The 19,397-nt window shown below is 46.4% G+C and carries 17 protein-coding genes; 13 read left to right on the forward strand and 4 right to left on the reverse strand.

The features are described from left to right. From QZ209_RS04935 to qmoC, 7 genes are all read left to right on the forward strand, one after another. Nucleotides 1-162: DsrE/DsrF/DrsH-like family protein (locus tag QZ209_RS04935; protein ID WP_294345421.1), on the forward strand; the 162-nt coding region annotated here is incomplete at its 5' end. A 330-nt stretch (nt 163-492) separates the two neighbouring features. Next, nucleotides 493-1,707 (forward strand): sulfate adenylyltransferase, encoded by a 1,215-nt coding sequence (sat, locus tag QZ209_RS04940; protein WP_294345212.1) that lies wholly within the window; start codon nt 493-495, stop codon nt 1,705-1,707. 137 nt (nt 1,708-1,844) lie between these two features. Continuing rightward, nucleotides 1,845-2,267 carry an adenylyl-sulfate reductase subunit beta gene (gene aprB / locus QZ209_RS04945; protein WP_110023993.1) on the forward strand — a complete coding sequence of 141 codons (423 nt, stop codon included), beginning with the start codon at nt 1,845-1,847 and terminating at the stop codon, nt 2,265-2,267. A 29-nt stretch (nt 2,268-2,296) separates the two neighbouring features. Continuing rightward, nucleotides 2,297-4,273, forward strand: a complete 1,977-nt coding sequence (gene aprA / locus QZ209_RS04950; protein WP_294345215.1) for an adenylyl-sulfate reductase subunit alpha — start codon at nt 2,297-2,299, stop codon at nt 4,271-4,273. Between the two features lie 150 nt (nt 4,274-4,423). After that, nucleotides 4,424-5,665 (forward strand): CoB--CoM heterodisulfide reductase iron-sulfur subunit A family protein, encoded by a 1,242-nt coding sequence (locus QZ209_RS04955; protein WP_294345217.1) that lies wholly within the window; start codon nt 4,424-4,426, stop codon nt 5,663-5,665. A gap of 3 nt (nt 5,666-5,668) precedes the next feature. Next, nucleotides 5,669-7,921, forward strand: coding sequence for an FAD-dependent oxidoreductase (locus QZ209_RS04960; protein WP_294345218.1), 2,253 nt, complete (start codon nt 5,669-5,671; stop codon nt 7,919-7,921). 118 nt (nt 7,922-8,039) lie between these two features. Continuing rightward, on the forward strand, nt 8,040-9,218 hold the full coding sequence (gene qmoC, locus QZ209_RS04965; protein ID WP_294345220.1) for a quinone-interacting membrane-bound oxidoreductase complex subunit QmoC: 1,179 nt from the start codon (nt 8,040-8,042) through the stop codon (nt 9,216-9,218). 65 nt (nt 9,219-9,283) lie between these two features. Here qmoC and QZ209_RS04970 read toward each other — a convergent pair whose 3' ends face one another. Further along, on the reverse strand, nt 9,284-9,571 hold the full coding sequence (locus QZ209_RS04970; RefSeq protein WP_294345221.1) for a hypothetical protein: 288 nt from the start codon (nt 9,569-9,571) through the stop codon (nt 9,284-9,286). A gap of 256 nt (nt 9,572-9,827) precedes the next feature. On the opposite strand from QZ209_RS04970, the gene QZ209_RS04975 reads away from it, so the two are divergent. Then, nucleotides 9,828-10,601, forward strand: coding sequence for a YkgJ family cysteine cluster protein (locus tag QZ209_RS04975; protein ID WP_294345222.1), 774 nt, complete (start codon nt 9,828-9,830; stop codon nt 10,599-10,601). Nucleotides 10,602-10,819: 218 nt separating this feature from the next. Here the strand turns inward: QZ209_RS04975 and QZ209_RS04980 are convergent, their stop codons facing one another. Continuing rightward, nucleotides 10,820-11,185: a DsrE family protein gene (locus QZ209_RS04980; protein WP_294345223.1), complete on the reverse strand. Its 366-nt coding sequence runs from the start codon at nt 11,183-11,185 to the stop codon at nt 10,820-10,822. Between the two features lie 188 nt (nt 11,186-11,373). On the opposite strand from QZ209_RS04980, the gene QZ209_RS04985 reads away from it, so the two are divergent. The 3 genes from QZ209_RS04985 to QZ209_RS04995 all read left to right on the forward strand — a co-directional run bounded on the left by QZ209_RS04985 (nt 11,374) and on the right by QZ209_RS04995 (nt 15,197). Further along, nucleotides 11,374-13,731: an endonuclease MutS2 gene (locus QZ209_RS04985; protein WP_294345423.1), complete on the forward strand. Its 2,358-nt coding sequence runs from the start codon at nt 11,374-11,376 to the stop codon at nt 13,729-13,731. Nucleotides 13,732-14,105: 374 nt separating this feature from the next. Beyond that, complete coding sequence (gene pgsA, locus QZ209_RS04990) at nt 14,106-14,699, forward strand: CDP-diacylglycerol--glycerol-3-phosphate 3-phosphatidyltransferase (RefSeq protein WP_294345425.1); 594 nt, start codon at nt 14,106-14,108, stop codon at nt 14,697-14,699. 21 nt (nt 14,700-14,720) lie between these two features. Then, nucleotides 14,721-15,197 carry a phosphatidylglycerophosphatase A gene (locus QZ209_RS04995; RefSeq protein ID WP_294345224.1) on the forward strand — a complete coding sequence of 159 codons (477 nt, stop codon included), beginning with the start codon at nt 14,721-14,723 and terminating at the stop codon, nt 15,195-15,197. On the opposite strand, the gene dxs is transcribed toward QZ209_RS04995, so the two are convergent. Continuing rightward, entirely contained in the window at nt 15,128-17,107 is a 1,980-nt protein-coding gene (dxs, locus tag QZ209_RS05000) for a 1-deoxy-D-xylulose-5-phosphate synthase (RefSeq protein ID WP_294345225.1), read from the reverse strand. The two genes, QZ209_RS04995 and dxs, sit on opposite strands and share 70 nt — an antisense overlap. Before the next feature lie 300 nt (nt 17,108-17,407). Continuing rightward, nucleotides 17,408-17,833 carry a secondary thiamine-phosphate synthase enzyme YjbQ gene (locus tag QZ209_RS05005; RefSeq protein ID WP_294345226.1) on the reverse strand — a complete coding sequence of 142 codons (426 nt, stop codon included), beginning with the start codon at nt 17,831-17,833 and terminating at the stop codon, nt 17,408-17,410. Nucleotides 17,834-18,114: 281 nt separating this feature from the next. On the opposite strand from QZ209_RS05005, the gene QZ209_RS05010 reads away from it, so the two are divergent. Together QZ209_RS05010 and QZ209_RS05015 are read left to right on the forward strand one after the other, a co-directional pair. After that, complete coding sequence (locus QZ209_RS05010; protein WP_294345227.1) at nt 18,115-18,723, forward strand: acyloxyacyl hydrolase; 609 nt, start codon at nt 18,115-18,117, stop codon at nt 18,721-18,723. A gap of 289 nt (nt 18,724-19,012) precedes the next feature. Beyond that, the gene (locus QZ209_RS05015) at nt 19,013-19,390 is read left to right on the forward strand and encodes a VOC family protein (RefSeq protein ID WP_294345228.1); all 378 of its coding nucleotides are present in this window, start codon (nt 19,013-19,015) and stop codon (nt 19,388-19,390) included. The last annotated feature ends 7 nt before the right edge of the window (nt 19,391-19,397 follow it).

Here is a 19,397-nt window from a genome sequence, read left to right on the forward strand (position 1 = left end):
CGCGAGCTGTGTCTCGAATGCGGAGTGAAGTTTATCGCGTGCCAGATGACGATGGATGTGTTCGGGTTTTCCAAGGAAGACTTCATCGACGGCGTGGAGTTTGCAGGAGCGGCCATGTTTCTCGAGTACGCAGCCGACGCGGATATTCAGCTGTTCATCTGAGGTTTTCCAAAAAAACTCTCTTATGAAGAATGATAAGATCCTTCATCGTTGCATGAGTGTTTTGCATTTTACGATCGTTAACATCGGCGGATTTAAAGAATAAAAAGTATCTGTCGATCAGAATGGCGTTGGATTTCAGTGATAAATAAAGTGGAGAGAGCACTGCTTATTGTGCTTGATGGAACAAAAAAAATCCGGTTGTCTGTTTTTTACAATGTTTGATAATTGTTGTGAAATTCGGTAAAATTACATCTCGTCTGGTTTTTTTGTTTCATCCCCTTAAAGGTTGTTTGCTTCGCAAGAGCCTCTGTAACATAAAAACAGAATCACATGTCGTTAGTCAATCCGCATGGTAGGGAAAAGGTTTTAAAGCCACTCTTATTGACTGGTGGGGAGTTACGAGAGGAACGAGAAAAAGCGAGATCACTCAAGGAAGTGCGTCTGTCTTCCCGAGAAACCGGTGATCTTATCATGCTCGGTATAGGAGGTTTTTCTCCACTGGAAGGATTTATGAACCAGGCTGACTGGAAGAGTAGTGTCGACAGCTGTATGATGGCTGACGGTACGTTCTGGCCGATTCCCGTTACGCTTTCTGCAAGCAGGGAGAAAGCCGATAGCCTGAGTGTGGGCGAGGAGGTCGCTCTTGTCGACGACGAGTCAGGTGAGCTGATGGGAAGCTTGGTCGTCGAGGAGAAGTACACGATTGACAAGGCTCATGAATGCCGGGAGGTGTTCAAGACCGACGATGCAGAGCATCCCGGTGTCCTGAAGGTTATGGAGCAAGGTGAAGTGAATCTCGGTGGCCCGGTGAAGGTTTTCAGTGAAGGGACTTTTCCTTCAGAATTTGAAGGAATCTACATGACTCCCGTTCAGACGAGGAAGCTTTTTATGGAAAACGGCTGGAGCACCGTTGCGGCTTTCCAGACAAGAAACCCCATGCACCGCTCCCACGAATACCTTGTAAAGATCGCAATCGAAATATGTGACGGTGTTTTAATTCACCAGCTTCTCGGTAAACTCAAGCCCGGTGATATTCCTGCCGACGTCAGAAAGGAGTGCATCAACGCTCTTATGGAGAATTACTTTGTCAGGGGGACCTGCATCCAGGCCGGGTATCCGCTCGATATGCGGTATGCCGGCCCGAGAGAGGCGCTTCTGCATGCGTTATTCAGACAGAATTTCGGATGCAGCCACCTCATTGTCGGAAGGGATCATGCGGGTGTCGGTGATTTCTACGGTCCCTTCGATGCCCACCATATTTTTGATGAGATTCCGGAAGATGCACTTGAAACCAAACCGCTGAAGATAGACTGGACGTTTTACTGCTATAAATGCGACGGGATGGCTTCCATGAAGACATGCCCGCATGATAAAGAAGACCGGTTGAATGTCAGCGGTACCGGACTGAGAAAAATGCTTTCCGAAGGTGAAGCGGTTCCTGATCATTTCAGCCGTCCTGAAGTTCTTGAAATTCTCAAAGAATACTATGCAGGGCTTTCCGAGAAGGTCGAGGTCAAAGTGCACACTCATGCGGAAGGAAAGTGAGCGTTTCTGTTGTTTGCTTTGTCGACGGTTACTCCTAAAACCGGCCGGCAACTCTGATTTTTCTTTGTAGTTATACTTCCAATGGCTTTGTAAATCGCAGGCATTGTCTGCAACTATTCGGTAAAGGAGGACCAATTATGCCGAGTTTTGTAATTAAGGAGAAATGTGACGGCTGTAAAGGGCAGGAAAGGACAGCGTGTATGTATATCTGTCCCAATGACCTTATGAAGCTCGATGTCGACAGGATGCTGGCATGGAATCAGGAGCCCGACCAGTGCTGGGAATGTTACAACTGTGTGAAGATCTGTCCACAGCAGGCTATCGAGGTCAGGGGTTATGCAGATTTTGTGCCCCTTGGGGGAAACGTTATTCCCTTAAGAGGTACCGATGCAATCATGTGGACCATCAAATTCCGCAACGGTACGCTCAAAAGGTACAAGTTCCCGATCAGAACTACTGCAGAAGGTTCTGTTGATCTCTATACAGGCAAGCCGGAACCCGATTACGCCAACCTCAAGAAGCCGGGTTTCTTTAACATGCCGGAATATCCAACACTATAACACAATCAAAATTGGTTAAGGAGGAATCAATGGGAGTTGAAAAAAACGAATTTAAATATTGCGAGAAGCCGGAAGTTGTTACTGTAGATACGGATATTCTGCTTATTGGCGGTGGAATGGCTTGCTGCGGTGCTGCATATGAGGCTGGCAAGTGGGCGACACCGAAAGGAATAAGGATCACCATGGTTGACAAGGCGGCGACCGACAGAAGCGGTGCTGTTGCGCAGGGGCTTTCAGCTATCAATACTTATTGTGGCGAAAACGATCCTGCGGATTATGTGAAATATGTCAGAAAAGACCTTATGGGCGTTATCCGGGAGGATCTTGTCTATGATCTCGGCAGGCACGTTGACAATTCAGTCCATCTGTTCGAAGAATGGGGACTTCCTGTGTGGAAGCGCTCTGAGGACGGTTCCACTCAGGATGGTTCAAAACCTGCGCCGAAACTGACTGAAGGCGGTAAACCCGTTAGGTCGGGACGATGGCAGATCATGATCAACGGTGAATCCTATAAAGTTATCGTTGCCGAAGCTGCAAAAAAGGCCCTTGAATATAACAGAAAAGAGACCGGTGTCGATCAGAACCATTTTGAAAGGGTTTTCATCAGTGAGCTGATTCATGATAAAAACGATCCTAACAGAGTCGCCGGTGCTATCGGTTTCAGTGTAAGGGAAAACAAGGTATACGTCTTTACCGCAAAGACCATGCTGCTTGCTTGTGGTGGTGCGGTTAACGTTTACAGACCTCGTTCGACTGCCGAAGGCCAGGGCCGTGCATGGTATCCTGTCTGGAACGCCGGTACCACGTATGCATTGGCTGCTCAGGCCGGTGCCGAACTGGTTCTTATGGAAAACAGGTTTGTGCCTGCTCGATTCAAGGATGGATACGGTCCTGTTGGTGCCTGGTTCCTGTTCTTCAAGTGTAAGGCGACCAACTCTCTCGGGGAAGACTACTGCTCTACGAATCTCGGAGCGGCGAATAAAGATTTCGGAAAATATGCTGAAGATCCTCATCAGCTCACGACAGCGATGAGAAACCATATGATGATGATCGACATGAAAGCCGGCAAAGGGCCTATTCTGATGCGTACCCATGAGGCTATGCAGGCTCTGGGTGAGACCATGACACCGAAACAGATGAAGCACCTCGAAGCCGAGGCATGGGAAGATTTCCTCGATATGTGTATCGGTCAGGCCGTTGTCTGGGCGGGTAACAACATCGAGCCGGATAAACTTCCGTCCGAGCTGATGCCAACCGAACCGTATCTTCTCGGTTCACATGCAGGCTGTGCTGGAATCTGGGTGAGTGGTCCTGGCGATGTCGCCGGTATTCCGGATGAATGGCATTGGGGCTATAACAGAATGACCACGGTCGACGGTCTCTTTACTGCAGGTGACGGTGTGGGTGCTTCAGGGCACAAGTTCTCTTCGGGTTCTCATGCTGAAGGGCGAATTGCAGGAAAGGCAATGACAGCTTACTGCCTGGACCATGCTGATTACAAACCGGAGCTTGGCAGGGATGTCGATGAGGTTATTGCTGAAATCTATCTACCGATGGAGGTTTTCGGTAAAAACAAGGATTACAGCACCGATACCGAGGTCAATCCGAACTATATCAAGCCAAAAATGTTTCAGGCAAGGCTCCAGAAGATCATGGACGAGTATGTGGCCGGTGTCTCTACCTGGTATACCACGAGTAAGACCATGCTCGAGAAAGGACTGGAGCACCTTACCTTGCTCAAGGAGGATGCCGAAAAAATGGCAGCCGAAGATCTTCATGAACTGATGAGATGCTGGGAGAACTATCATCGTCTGATGGCCGGTGAAGCGCATGCGCAGCACATTCTGTTCAGGGAAGATACACGCTACCCAGGCTACTATTTCAGGGCTGATCATTTCTATGTCGATGACGAGAACTGGAGGTGCTTCACCATTTCCAAGTATGACAGGGATTCTCATACATGGAGCCTCTCGAAGAGGGATTACGTTCAGGTTGTGCCGGATTAGTCCGTGACATTTGTGACGTAGCCCGAAGAATATCCCCGAGGTTCGGCCTCGGGGATTACTTTATTTGCAGAAATACAATGCATGAAGAGAGACTGAGAAGTTTACAATTTCTGTCCAAAGATTATCAGTGTTTATCCGCAGAGGAAAATCATGTCAGTTGAAACTGTTTTAATTGTCGGAGGTGGTATAAGCGGGATCACCGCTGCGGTTGAAGCCGCAGAGGTTGGCTACAATACGATTATTGTTGAGAAGAACCCTTACCTCGGAGGAAGGGTCGCTCAGTTGAACAAGTATTTCCCCAAGCTTTGTCCGCCCTACTGTGGTCTGGAGATGAACTTCAGACGAATCAAGCCAAATCCCAAAATAACCGTTTACACGATGACCCAGGTCGAGGAGGTAAGCGGGGACGAGGGAAACTACAAGGTCAGGCTCAAGGTGAGTCCAAGATATGTCAATGAAAAATGTACGGCATGCGATGCCTGCGCCGAGGTATGTCCGGTAGAGACGTCGAATGACTTTAACTTCGGGATGGACAAGACCAAGGCGATACATCTGCCGCATGAAATGGCATATCCCATGAGGTACGTCGTTGACAGGGATGCCTGTACCGATTCATCCTGTAGTAAATGTGTCGAAGCATGCAAGTATGATGCAATAGACTTAAACATGGAGCCCGAAACCGTTGCGTTGAACGTTGGCAGTATTGTTTATGCAACCGGCTGGAATCCTTATGATGCCTCGAAAATGGATAATCTGAGGTACGGTCAGGTGAAAAACGTCATTACCAACATGATGATGGAGCGACTTGCTTCGCCGAACGGTCCGACAAAAGGAAAGATTCTGAGACCTTCGGATAACAAGGAGGCCAAGAAAGTTGTTTTTGTGCAGTGTGCCGGATCCAGAGATGAAGAGCACTTGAACTACTGTTCTGCAATTTGTTGCATGGCTTCTCTCAAACAGGCAACCTATGTCAGGGAACAGTATCCTGATTCACAGGTTGTCGTCGCATACATCGATCTGAGAACCCCCGGTAAATATGAGGATTTTCTCAACAGGGTGAAGGCGGATGAAAGTATAAAACTGATGAAAGGCAAGATCGCCAAAATAGAGGAAGATCCTGCAACTGGCGGTGTCATCGTTACTTCCGAAGATGTAGAAGGCGGAGAAAAGATCTATGAAAAAGCAGATATGGTGGTTTTGGCTACCGGTATGGCTGCTGCTGTTTCCGAAAACGCTCCGTTGAATCTCGAGGAGAACGGATTTATCGTTACAGGCAACTCTCCCGGTATTTATTCTACAGGCGTGGCTAAAAGGCCCTCAGACGTTACCACGTCCATACAGGATGCCACCGGAGTGGCATTGAAAAGCATTCAAAGTCTTGTGAGGAGTTAAACTATGGCTGACGAAAAGAAAATAGGAGTGTATCTCTGCAGTGACTGCGGTATAGGAGAGGCTCTGGACGTTGAAGAACTCGAAAAGGTTGCGTCCAGTGAGTTCAGGGTGCCTGTGTGCAAGAAGCATCCGTTCCTTTGCAGCAGAGATGGTGTTCAGGTTATCAAGGATGATATAAACAACGGGGAGGTTAACAAGATCGTTATCGCTGCTTGTTCGCCGAGAGTCAACAACGATGTGTTTGATTTCGACCCTTTGAAAACCGTTGTCGAGAGGGTGAATCTCCGGGAGCAGGTGGTTTGGACACAGCCTTCGGATGAGGCGTCCAGAGAACCGACCCAGATGATGGCTGCCGATTATTTGAGAATGGGAATTACACGAGCTGAAAAAGCTGAGCTGCCCGACCCCAAGATAACCGATGTCAATCGGACCGTTCTTGTTGTCGGCGGTGGTGTTACCGGCTTGACAGCGGCCCTTGAAGCGTCACAGGCCGGTTATAAAACGGTGTTGGTTGAAAAAGCTGCAGAACTTGGAGGATGGGCGAAAAAGATGTATCGGGTTTTTCCGACAAAACCGCCATTCGCCGAGCTCGAACAACCTACTGTTTCATCCAAGATCGATGCTGCTCGAAGCGATAAGAATATCACCATACATACCAGCACTACGATTTCTTCAATCGAAGGAGGGCCTGGTGAGTACACGGTGACAATAGACCGAAGCGGAACATCTGAGACGTTCGATGCCGGCTCTATAGTTTTGGCTGCAGGTTGGAAACCTTATGATGCCGGAAAACTCGGTCATCTCGGGTACGGTAGATACAAGAATGTGGTGACAAATCTCGAAATGGAGGAACTTGTCACAAACGGTAACGGCAAGGTGCTCAGGCCATCCGACGGCAAACCGGTTAAGAATGTTGTATTCATGCAATGTGCAGGGCAGCGGGATGAAAACCATGTGCCATACTGTTCTACGGTGTGTTGCAATGTATCACTGAAACAGGCGAAATATGTAAGAGAGTCAGACCCTGATGCTGGTGCTTTTATTATCTACAAGGATATGAGGACGATGGGGTTGTATGAAAACTTCTATAAATCAGCGCAGGACGACGAGGGAGTATTTCTCGCCAAAGGAGAAATACTCGATATAGAAGAAGCCTCTGACGGGAGTCTTTATGTCGAAGTGGATAATCTTCTGCTCGGCAGGAAAATGAACATCCAGGCCGACATGGTCGTGCTGGCTACAGGTATGGTTTCGAGCATGGTCCCCGATGAGAAGGGGGTGAACAATCTTACCTCTGAATATATCGGAAACATAGTGAAAAAAGAGACGGAAGACGGTGAAATCGAAGCACTGGAGCCCGAAAGCCTGATCCTTAACCTCAAATATCGCCAGGGGCCTGAAATGCCTCATCTGAAATGGGGCTTTCCTGACTCGCATTTCATCTGCTTTCCTTATGAAACACGGCGAACAGGTATTTATTCTGCAGGAGCGGTACGCCATCCCATGGATGCGGTTCAGTCTGTAGCGGATGCAACCGGAGCCGCATTGAAAGCCATACAGTGTCTCGAACTCACTGCAGAGGGAAGAGCCGTCCATCCCAGAACATGGGACAGGACGTACCCTGAAATACGATTTGAAAGCTGTACTCAGTGCAGAAGATGCACCGTCGAGTGTCCGTTCGGGGCTTACAATGAAAAAGCGGACGGAACTCCGCTTGAATTCCCGTCTCGTTGCCGCCGTTGCGGTGTCTGTATGGGAGCATGTCCGCAAAGGGTTATTTCATTCAAGGACTACAGTGTCGATATGATTTCATCTATGTTGAAATCCATTGAAGTTCCTGATGAAGGAACCTTTATTCTTGGTTTTGTCTGTGAAAACGACGCTTATCCCGCTTTTGATATGATGGGTCTGAACAGGATGAATATCAACCCCAATATCAGACTGATACCACTGCGATGCCTTGGTGGATTGAACCTCGTGTGGATTGCCGATGCCCTTTCCAAAGGGATCGATGGTATTCTACTCCTCGGATGTAAGTACGGGGATGATTACCAGTGCCATTATGTCAAGGGAAGCCAGATGGCAAATGAAAGGCTGGGAAAAGTTCAGGAAACACTCGATCGTCTCATGCTCGAAGCAGAAAGGGTCGAGCAGGTACAAATTGCAATAAATGAATGGGAAAAACTGCCTGGGATAATTGAGGAGTTTACCAAGAAGATCGATGATATTGGTGAAAATCCTTACAAGGGATTCTAATAACAATAACCGCAGACAGCAACGCGAAAAAGCGTGATCATGTATCTTTCAAAGGAAAGATCCGAATAGGTTTCGACGCGTTGTCCTGGTTGTAGAGCTGTAAATGTGGAGGTAATATATGGCTGAAAAAACTGTATTTACACCGGATGTACAATTTGTCAGGGAACTCAAAGAGGCCGGTGCCGATACAATGAAGAAGTGCTATCAATGCGCCACTTGTTCCGTTGTGTGTCAGTTATCCCCTGATGACAGGCCGTTCCCCAGAAAAGAGATGCTTATGGCGCAATGGGGCCTGAAGGATGAGCTGGTCAAAAGTGCCGATATATGGCTTTGTCATAACTGTAACGATTGTTCGAAGTACTGCCCGAGGGGAGCCAGACCGGGTGATGTGCTTGCTATCTTGAGAAAAAGCGTTATTCAGGAGAACGCTTTTCCTAAATTTATGGGTAAAATAGCAGGGGATCCGAAGAACATCTGGCAGGCGCTTGCTATTCCGGTCGTGTTTTTTCTGCTTGTTCTCGGTGTGACAGGTCATCTTGGCATTCCTGAAGGCGAGGTGGTTTTCTCCAAACTTTTTCCCATTCACTATATCGATCAGATCTTCGGACCTCTTTCGATTCTGGCGATCGTTATGTTTGGCGTCAGTATTTCGAGGTTCTGGAAAAATCTCAGCGAAGGTTCTGAAATAAAGCCTAAAGCGGGTTTCATACCAAGCTTTATCGAGACACTGAAAGAGATCATGACCCACTCGAAGTTCAAAAAGTGTGATGAAAACAAAGACCGTTCGATTGCGCACATGCTGGTGTTTTACGGATTTATAGGTCTTTTTATGACGACTCTTTTTGCAATTTTGTTTCTTTACGGATTACAATGGGAATCACCTTATCCTGTTGACGATCCCGATATTCTGGCATTGCTCGGCGGCTCTGAAACCGCTGCGCTGGTTGTACGGTCATTGTTCAAGCTTCTGGCCAATGTCAGTTCTCTCGCGCTTCTTGCAGGAGGCGGTCTGATCATTGCCAACAGGCTGAAGGAACGCGGGGTTGATACGGTCACGTCATCGTTTGACTGGGTGTTTGCCGGAATGGTGTTGCTTGTGGGAGCTTCAGGGATGCTTGCACAGTTGTTCAGAGTGATGAATTTTCCTCCGGTTATTGCATATCTGACATACTTTCTGCACCTGGTATTTGTCTTTTACATCATCATCTACGTGCCGTATTCAAAACTTGCACATTTTGTTTATAGAACGGTTGCGATTACGTATACGAAAATGTTGAAGCGGGATATCGAAGTCTGAAGACTACGGTGTTCTTCAAGAGGAGAGAATCCAGTTCCGGGATCGCCTTGACGGCGATCCTTGTTTTAGTGCTCTTCGATAATTTGACCTTTCAATCCATCGGGTGAAAAGACACACATTGCTTCGAAAACTCCATTGTCTGGATAACACATGCACCGGTATGATGCGACTTTGTTGTAGTTTTCCTTCAGGTTGTTCCAACCATTGACATAGAGGCTGCACTCATCATTGAAGCACATATAAAAATAGGGTGTACACCAGCCAAGCCCATCCCCATAGTTATATGGAGGGGGTTCACATTTTTTCATCTTTGTTCCACAATGAGGGCATTGTGGCGCTTCCTTGATCTTCATGGGATTTTTTTCTATCGAAATTTAGGTATGTCTGCCCTAAAAAACATGATAAGCCATCTTTGCTGCTTATGCAATTTTTTCTTGATCAACGCCTTGCCGATTTTTCTGTTTCGAAGTACAGAAGTACTGCGAAACCGAGAACTTTCGAGTATCTTTTTGAATTTCCATGACACACGGCATCCCTCGGAGTATGACATGATCATGAAGCTGAAAAAAGCATATAAGTAAGAGTATCACAAGGATAAAAGAAGTAACCATGAATAATATATTGAACAAACTCGGATTGAATCTCGATGAAAAGACAAAGCTGACCGATGACAGTTCCTTCTGTTTCGGTTGTCATAAAGACCTTTCCTGTTATAACGCATGTTGTAGGGATCTTGACATTTTTTTGACGCCCTACGATATTCTGCGGATGAAAAATCGACTCGATATGACATCTGCCGAATTCATTTCCAAGCACACCGAACCGGTTATTCACGGTGAATCCAAACTGCCGTTCCTGAAACTGAAACTTGAACAAACAGGCGCGTGCAGATTTGTTGGAGAAGAGGGGTGTTCACTCTATGAAGACCGGCCTCTTGCATGCAGGTATTATCCTATCGGATTCGGAATCTATAAAAATGACGCAGCGCAAGGGAGTGATTTTTATTTTCTTATACAAGAAGAGCACTGCAAAGGATTTGAAGAAAAGCAAGAGCACACGGTAGCGGAGTGGCGAAAAAAGCAGGAGATCGATCTCTATGACGATAAAAACAAAGTCTGGATGGATCTGATTTTGAATAAAAAAATGTACAGTCCTGACCTGGAGCCCGATGAGAAAAGCCTGAAAATGTTTTTTATGGGTAGTTATGAAGTCGATTCGTTCAAATCGTTTGTTTTCGAAAGCCGATTCTTCGACGTGTTCGATATTGACGAAGAGCAGCAGGAGCAACTCAGAAATGATGAAGAGGAGTTGATGGTTTTTGCCCATAAATGGTTGCAATATGCTTTGTTCAGGATGCCAACCATGAATCTTCGAGGAGCATAACATAGGGTTTTGTCCCTATGTATTTGCTCGATGCTATGCTTTGAGTACCTTGCAGGGCGGATAAGAGAGAAATGTTCTCTTAGCCACCGGGTATCTTTGTCGAATCGGGGCTCATGACCGTTCATTGAGGTTTTATAGAATACAACGTCCTGAAACCTCAAAAAAAGTGGGTTATTCGAGGGGCGTCGAGATTGCTGTTGAAATTGAAAATGCGCTTTTTAATAAGTGACTACTGATTTTGCACTCATTACTTCGCTGGCCAGTGTTCCCGCTGCGGCAACGTTGGCGCCTTCTATCACCTCATCCATTGAAATTCCTCTTTCCTTGATGCACGGTGAGCATAAATAAAGTGAGCCTTCCATTTCCATGAACGTATCGAGCAGTTCCTTGAGAGGGACAAGGCCGTCAGCCTTGATATATTCCGCTTCGCCTTTTTTTGCCAAAACAACCGCCGAAGATTGCAGGAACATCACGACATCTGTATCCTGAGACTGGCAGGCAGTTGCAAGCACGAATGGCAAGGTCGCTTTTTCAGGATTATCATTGCCTATGGTACTGATAATGACGAGCTTTTCTTTTTCCATGTTTCAGTTATTTAGATTGATGACAGCATGAGGAAAGAATAAACAATATACGGTTGCCAGATGCTTTTTCCAGCAAAAGCCAGGTAAATAGTGGGCAGATTGTGAGTAATGGCGGCAGGTGAAGAAAAGAGTGGAAGCATTGTATTTTTCATTGAATAAAAAGGAATTAATCGAATAGAGCGATGATGATGGATAGTGTTACAAAAAGGAAGCTGGAGTTTGACAGGATTATTGTTTATGCATCATCCTTTTGTCTCTCCGATATGGGTAGGGATGTGCTTGCCGGTACACTTCCTTTTCGTGAGCATGCAAAGCTCGAGGAGGAACTCAAGCGAGTGCTCGAGTTACGACTGTTTCTTGAAGAAGGCAATCCTTTACCGTTTTCCGCATTACCGGATACACGGTCACTGCTCAAGGAACTCGATACAGCAGACACCTATTTTGAGCCTCGTGAATTACTCGATATTCACGATCTTCTCCGTGCTTCAGCACAGCTTAGAAAGTGCATGTTTCAAAACCGTTCAGTTTATCCTTCACTGAACGATTTGACAATTCAGCTTTGGCTGGAGAAGTCGCTACAATATGAAATCCTGCGAGTGGTCGATGATCAGGCACAGGTCAGGGATACGGCGAGTGACGGTCTTTTTACCTTGAGGCGTGAACTCAACGAGAGCAGAGAAGCACTGCGCAAGAAAATGACTCGTCTTCTCAAGCGCTGCCAGGAGAGAGGTTGGCTCATGGAAGATACTGTGGCTATGAAAAACGGCAGGCTGGTTCTGGGTCTCAAGGTTGAATACAAATACAAACTGCCAGGATTCATTCAGGATTATTCCCATACAGGGCAGACAGTGTTTATAGAGCCCGCTGAAACGCTTGAGCTGAGCAACAGAATTCAGGATCTCGAAATTAACGAGCGTAGAGAGGTCGAACGGATTTTGAGAGAGACGACCGGGCGTATCAGAGAAGAGCGCAAGAACGTTCAACACAATCAGGCATTGATGGCGGTGTTTGATTCACTCTATGGTCGTGCTCGGGTTGCACTCGATACCAGTTCGGTATTACCGGAAGTTGGAAAAGGAAAAACGTTACGGATACTCAACGGTTTTCATCCATGGCTTCTTGTTTCTCACCGCAAGAAAAATGAAAAGGTGTTTCCTCTCGATATGGAGCTGGACGATAAAGAGCAGGTTCTCGTCATTTCAGGTCCGAATGCAGGCGGCAAGTCTGTTGCTATGAAAACTGCGGGTCTTTTGTGCTGTATGCTTGCCCATGGTTTTCTGGTTCCCTGTAGCGAAAGTTCTGTGTTTCCGCTTTTTGAAAAGATGTTTATCGAGATCGGTGATGAACAATCTATCGAAAACGATCTTTCAACGTTCAGTTCCCATCTCGAACAAATTCGGTTGATTCTCGATGCGGCAACGGAAAAAAGTCTGGTGTTGATCGATGAGTTGTGTTCGGGGACGGATGTTGAAGAGGGAAGCGCTATTGCACGCTCGGTTATCGAGGAACTGCTTGTAAATAGTGCGAAAGTTATTGTTACGACACATCTTGGAGAGTTGAAAGCCTATGCCCATGCAAGAGACGGGGTGGTGAACGGTGCAATGGAATTTGATCGTTCGTCACTGAGTCCCTCGTTTCGTTTCGTGAAAGGTTTGCCCGGTAACAGTTTCGCTTTTGCCATGATGCAGCGCATGGGGTTCAGCCGGAAGGTGGTCGACAGGGCAGAAAGTTATCTTGATAAAGGCAGGACCGGGCTCGATAGTCTGCTCGATGATCTGAGGATTTCTCTCGAAAATAATTCACAGCTGAAAGCTTCGCTCGAAAGGGAAATGGATACTCTCGTATCTGAAAAAGCACGTCTTGGCAAAAAAGACGAAGAGCTGAAAAGCCGGGAACGGGAGATGAAGATGAAAACCCGGAGAGAGGTGGTCCGTGAAATCGAGCAAGCAAAAAAAGCGATTCGTGACATTCTGCACGACGTAAGGAAACAACCGGTTGAAGGTGTTGTTTCCGCTGCACGAAACGAGCTTGAAAAGCGGAAGAAAACTGCATTGTCAGAGGAAAAAAAACTTGCGGCAGAGTTGGAGCACTCTCTTCGACCCGATTTTTCCATTCGGAAAGGGGATACCGTTCGTGTTCTTACAACCAACACTACAGGAGAGGTTGTGTCTCTACAGGGTGAAGAAGCAATTGTGCAGTGTGGAACGTTCCGCTTGTCGACGGCACTGAAAAACCTCGAAAAAATTTCGAAGGCGAAAGCGAAAAAACTCGAACGTACAGTATCTCCGGTATCGTCTTCTCCGCTTGATTCCACAAGACTCGATCTGCGGGGTCTTCAGGGAGATGAGGCCGTTGGTGAAGTAGAACGTTTCGTCGATAAACTGCGGTTGAACAGGGTTCACCAGGCGACCATTATACATGGAAAGGGAACCGGTGCACTGCGTCAGAGGGTGGCGCAGTGCCTCAAGCAGCATCCAGCGGTGAAAAGCTTCAGGCTGGGAGACTGGTCGGAAGGAGGTGTTGGGGTGACGATTATAGCGTTGTGATAGTTCCGAGCGTTTGTATTCTTCAGACTGTCAACCGAGGTTGTCTCATTGGTCTTACAATTTATCTTATCGATAACCATCCCCGGGCTTGACCCGTGAAATCATAAACAACTATTTCACAGGTTTTATCCGGGGAACCGTTTTCCAATGAACGTCAGTATGAATGCCGCATCACCCCGTGTAATAGAACAATGAATATTACACCGGGCGGTATGACTCTCTACCGGAAACGTGTGCATGCTGACCGATAGTCGTGAAGCGGTTCTTTTGAGGAAAGCCTCATGGCTTGAGTTGAGAAAGTGAGGCGGATACATTATCTTGAGCGCAAATAAAGGATTCTTACAATACCCATCGATGTTTGCGTTATGCAGCACATGACGTTGCCCAATCAGTTGACAGCACTTCGAATAGTGCTTGTTCCGGTTTTTATGTTTCTGCTTCTGCTCGATTCGCCTTATATGAAGCTTCTGGGAGTCGTCGTTTTCGTTTTTGCCTCGTTAACCGATATTTATGATGGTTATCATGCAAGAAAATACGGTCTTACCAGCAGATTGGGGGCATTTCTCGATCCTTTGGCAGATAAGTTTCTTATTACGGCAGCATTTCTTATCTATGTCTGGGAAGGATACCTGGCTCTATGGATGGTGATGCTGGTAGTACTGCGGGATGTTGTGGTGACGGTTCTGCGCGTCTATGCGGAGTGGAAAAACAAACCTGTGGTAACAAGCAGGGAGGCAAAATACAAAACGCTGACACAGAACGTTTTTGCCTATGTGATTATGCTTTTTATCCTGCTCGAGGAAGAGGAGTTTACCGGTGGATATGTTTCTTCCGCAGTGCACAATATTCTGCATTCCGACTACCTGGATTATATCATGCTCCTGATAACACTTTATACGGTTTATACCGGTATTTCATATCTTGTGCAGAACTGGAAAGGACTGTTGAGCCCATCTCCTTCACGTTAACGTGGCTGAATGAGTTGACGCATGAAAACGTTCATTGCTACATTTGCGGGAAGTTGTGCTGGATTGGGTTTTTTCCCTTTTGCACCCGGGACGGTTACCAGTCTCGCTGCCGCTGTTTTTTTCGCTGCGGTTCCTGCCTTTCAGCAGTTGGAAATAGCTGTTTCGGCTGTTGGTGTTGTTTTTGTTGTCGGTCTGTGGTCTGCAGGGATTATGGAGAGAATCTACGGCCACGACCCTTCTCAGGTTACGATCGATGAGGTTGCCGGTCAATGGATCGCTCTTCTGCTGTTGCCTGCAGGATGGTTTTCTGTAGTTTTGGGTTTTATGGCGTTCCGTTTATTCGATATCCTCAAACCCGAGCCGGTCAATGTCGCTCAGAAATTACCGGGAGCGTGGGGCGTTATGGTTGACGATCTAGTGGCAGGCGTCTATGCAAATCTGTCTGTCCGGATCGTGCTTTGGCTGCTTTCGTTCTTTCCTGCGGTATCGCCTTTGTAAAATTTTTTAATTTTTTTGCAAATATTTTCAGGGTCCAATCCAAGCATCCGATAGAGATCGTTCATGTTGCCATGGGTGACAAATTCATCGGGTAAGCCAAGAGTCAATACTTTGTTTGACAAACCTTCCTTCATGAGGTAGTCGTTTACAGCACTTCCAAGACCTCCTATAACACTGTTTTCCTCGACAACGACAATTTTTTCGTGACTTTCAGCGATAGCGTGAACCATTGCGACATCGAGGGGTTTGAGAAAGCGCATGTTTGCTACAAGAGCGTCGATGTTTGCCTGTTCAAGCAGATGTGCGGCTTCAATCGATTTTTCTACCATGGTACCGATTGCAAGAATGGCAATTGATGAGCCTTCCCGTACAATCTCACTTTTGCCAATCTCGAGCGAAGTAAAGTAGGGGTTCAGTTTCAGACCGGTACAGGTACCTCTCGGGTAACGAACGGCGACAGGTCCAGCATCATATTGCGAGGCGGTATAGATCATGTCTCGGAGTTCCTGTTCGTCTTTCGGTGCCATGACAACCATGTTTGGAACCGGTTGAAGGTAGGAAAGATCGAACGATCCGTGATGAGTTGGACCGTCTTCACCTACCAGACCGGCTCGATCGATAGCGAAAACAACAGGAAGCTTTTGCAACGCTACATCATGAATTAGCTGATCGTATGCCCTTTGCAGGAACGTTGAGTATATGGCGCAGAAAGGTTTGAAACCCTTTGCAGCCATTCCTGCCGCGAAAGTGACAGCATGCTGTTCTGCGATACCGACATCGTAAAAACGATTGGGATGGGCTCCCTGGAAAATATCGAGCGAAGTTCCGCCAGGCATGGCTGCGGTGATTCCAACAACCCTATGGTCTTTTGAGGCAATTTCCGTCAAGGTTCTGCCGAAGATATCCTGGTATTTCGGAGGAGAGGTTTTCGTGTTTTTTTTCAGGGTTTTTCCTGTGGTGGTATCGAATCCTCCACTGCTTGCATGCCATTTGCTCTGGTTATCTTCAGCGGGTTTGAATCCTTTGCCTTTTGTTGTGATTACATGAAGGAGTTTGGGGTGGGGGAGCTCCTGCATTTCTTCAAATGCTTTGACCAGTTTATCCATATCATGCCCGTCGATAGGCCCGAAATAACGGAACCCAAGAGCTTCAAAAAAAGCGCCGGTGGTCAGGGCGGCTTTTATGCCGTCTTCGATTTTATGAACGGCATGCTTCGCAGTTTCTCCAAGATCGTTGTTCAAGAGGGATATCGAATCCCAGATGAATTTTCTGACCTTGTTGTAGGTTTTGTTAAAAGAGATATTGACGAGATAATTTTTAAGACCTCCTGTGCTGGGGGCGATTGCCATCTGGTTATCGTTGAGAACCACGAGAACATCACTTTTTGTGTCTCCAAGATGGTTCATTGCCTCGAACGCCATTCCTCCCGTCATGCTGCCATCTCCGATAACCGCGATGATTTTTTCATTGCTTCCTGAAAGGTCTCTGGCTGCTGCCAGCCCTGTTGCAGCGGAAATCGACGTTGATGCGTGTCCTGTTCCGAATGCATCGTGGGGGCTCTCGGAAATTTTTGGAAAGCCGGCAATACCATTGAATTTCCTGTTGGAATGCATCAGATCTTTTCTGCCGGTCAACATTTTATGTATGTAAGCCTGATGACCAACATCCCAGATTATTTTGTCATAGGGAGTGTTGTAGACGTAATGGAGAGCCACTGTCATTTCGACGACTCCGAGGCTCGAAGCGAAATGCCCTCCGTTTTCCGCTATGACATCGATAAGGTAGGCCCTGCATTCATCAGCTATTTTCTGAAGTTCTTCCGGTTTGAACTTTTTAAGATCATCAGGGGAATGAATTTTCGAGAGGAAAGAATACTTCCCATTTACCGGAAACGGTGACAAATTTTCCATGTGTGGTGTTCTTGTGACCTATGCTGGTTTGTTGAAAACGCAGGTGTTTATGGTGACAGATATGAAATTTTGGTCAACATAGGCAAAGGATTGGTTTGTATTTACGTATTTCTATCTAACGGGATTACGAGGTTCCCGGTTCCTAAGGGTGAAATTATTTAAATAAGCATCGAAACGCTTTCCGGGATTTCCACTCCTGTTATTGCTATGTTTTTTACAGAGGGCTTGTACGCTTCATCGAGCTCGATGACCGCTCGTGACCAATTCAGGGGCATCGGTTAACCCTATTGTTTTCAGGGTTTATATCCCTGAAATTTGCATGAGAACGCTGCGTTTGGGGCGCGGGCCGTCAAGTTCCACAAGGAAAATTGATTGCCACTCGCCAAGCAGAAGTTTGCCTGACTCGAAAGGAATTGTTTCAGAACTGTTCATGAAGAGACCCATAAGATGGGAGTGTGCATTGTCTCGACCGTCGATAGGGGTGATATTATGCAGGTATTCTCCGTCTTTTGGGACGAGACGCTTGAGAAAAATCACCATGTCTTCAAGCAGTCGGGGTTCCTGTTCGTTGATATTGATGAACGCCGTTGTGTGTTGACTCACAAGAGTGAGTTGTCCCTTTTTCAGGTCGCATGATGCAACAAATTCACGGACTTCGTCGGTGACATCGAGAATCTGGATTGTTTCGACAGTCTCACGAACGATGGTCTTGGTGAAGTATTCCATAGAAATACAGATATTCGGAAAAATAGAAAGATTCAAATATGAATTTATGAAAACCATGCGAAATGTACGAAGATCGACGGCGGATGGCAATACAGCAGAGGATGAAAATGGTTTCAAGGCTTTTTTATGAAGATTCTCGGTATGATTGTTGAGAAAGTGCTACATGGTCTGAATCTACTTTCGAAGAACATGCGATTTTCTTATAGTTTTTGTATTATAATGTTAAAGAAAGATTCCTCAATCTCTGGCCATTGAATAGCTTTAAATAACCGAGAAGCACTATGCACATCAGAAAAGTTGTTGTCGCACTTATAGTTACCTGCTTTTCTCTTTCGCCCCTTGTAGCTTCTGCGGATAGCAGCACAAGAGTCCATGCGTTTACCGATCGGGTAGAACCCTTTCGTTTCAGTGAACTTTCTTTCAGTTCAGGATATGCAAGGGGAGAATTGAGAAGAGATGATGATCTTGAAGTTATACCTTTCTCCGTAAGAGTGGGTTTCGACATCAGTGATTTTGTAGGATTAAGTGGTCCAGGTGCCCTTCAGCTTGGCATCGAACCGTTTGTAAATACTATCGTTGCACCTGAAGACGGTGTTGAAATTGGTCTGAATGTTGGTTTTCGGTATATCACCCCCTTGACAGACGAGATTTCATTTTATGGAGAAATCGGTTCAGGTCCTGCTTATTTCAGTATCGATACCGTTGAACAGGGAGATGACGGGTTCAACTTTCTCAGCCAGATAGGAGCAGGTTTTCAGTTTGAGCTGGCTCATAATCTTGCCTTCAATGCCGGGTATCGTTTCAGGCACCTGTCCAATGCTGGTTTCAGTGATCCCAATGACGGTATCAATACCAATGCGTTCATTACCGGCATTTCCATCAGTTACTGATTGGCTTGATAGATAACCTTTTCCTTGGTGGCGGCGCGGTTCCCCCACTTAGGACTGTTTCCGCTTTTTCTTATTATTCTTCGTTGTATCCCTATCTTTTCGATGTTCAATGCCCTGTGGTCTGTTCGATGGTTGCATTCGTTGCATGAGTTCATTACTGTGATCATTATCCATTCTTGTATGAAACCTTTACCGGTGAAAGGAGATGGCTGTGTAAAATGGGTTTTGTAGTATCACTAATTTTGTTGTGCAGGTATTGCGTTAAGAGAATGATAAATATGTGAGAATCATGACGATAAACTATAATCAGGTTGGCTGGTTTGAAATTCCTGTTGTGGACATGAAAAGGGCCAAGAATTTTTATGAACATGTATTTGGTGTTACGCTCGATGAACAGGAGATGGATGAGCTGAAGATGGCTTGGTTTCCAATGAAAGAGGATGAAACCGGTGCCCCGGGAAGTCTTGTAAAGGGAGAGGGTTATGTTCCATCGAGTGAAGGGGCATTGATCTACTTCACGTCGGTTGATATCGATGATGCTTGCCGAAAAACAGTTGAAAAAGGCGGTCGCGTTTTACGGGAGAAGTCAAGCATCGGCGAGTATGGATTTGTTGCGAAAGTGCTTGATACGGAAGGCAATGCCATCGGTTTGCATTCACGAATGTAAAGGTATT

The sequence above is a fragment of the Prosthecochloris sp. genome, assembly GCA_015482705.2.
Lineage (GTDB): Bacteria > Bacteroidota > Chlorobiia > Chlorobiales > Chlorobiaceae > Prosthecochloris.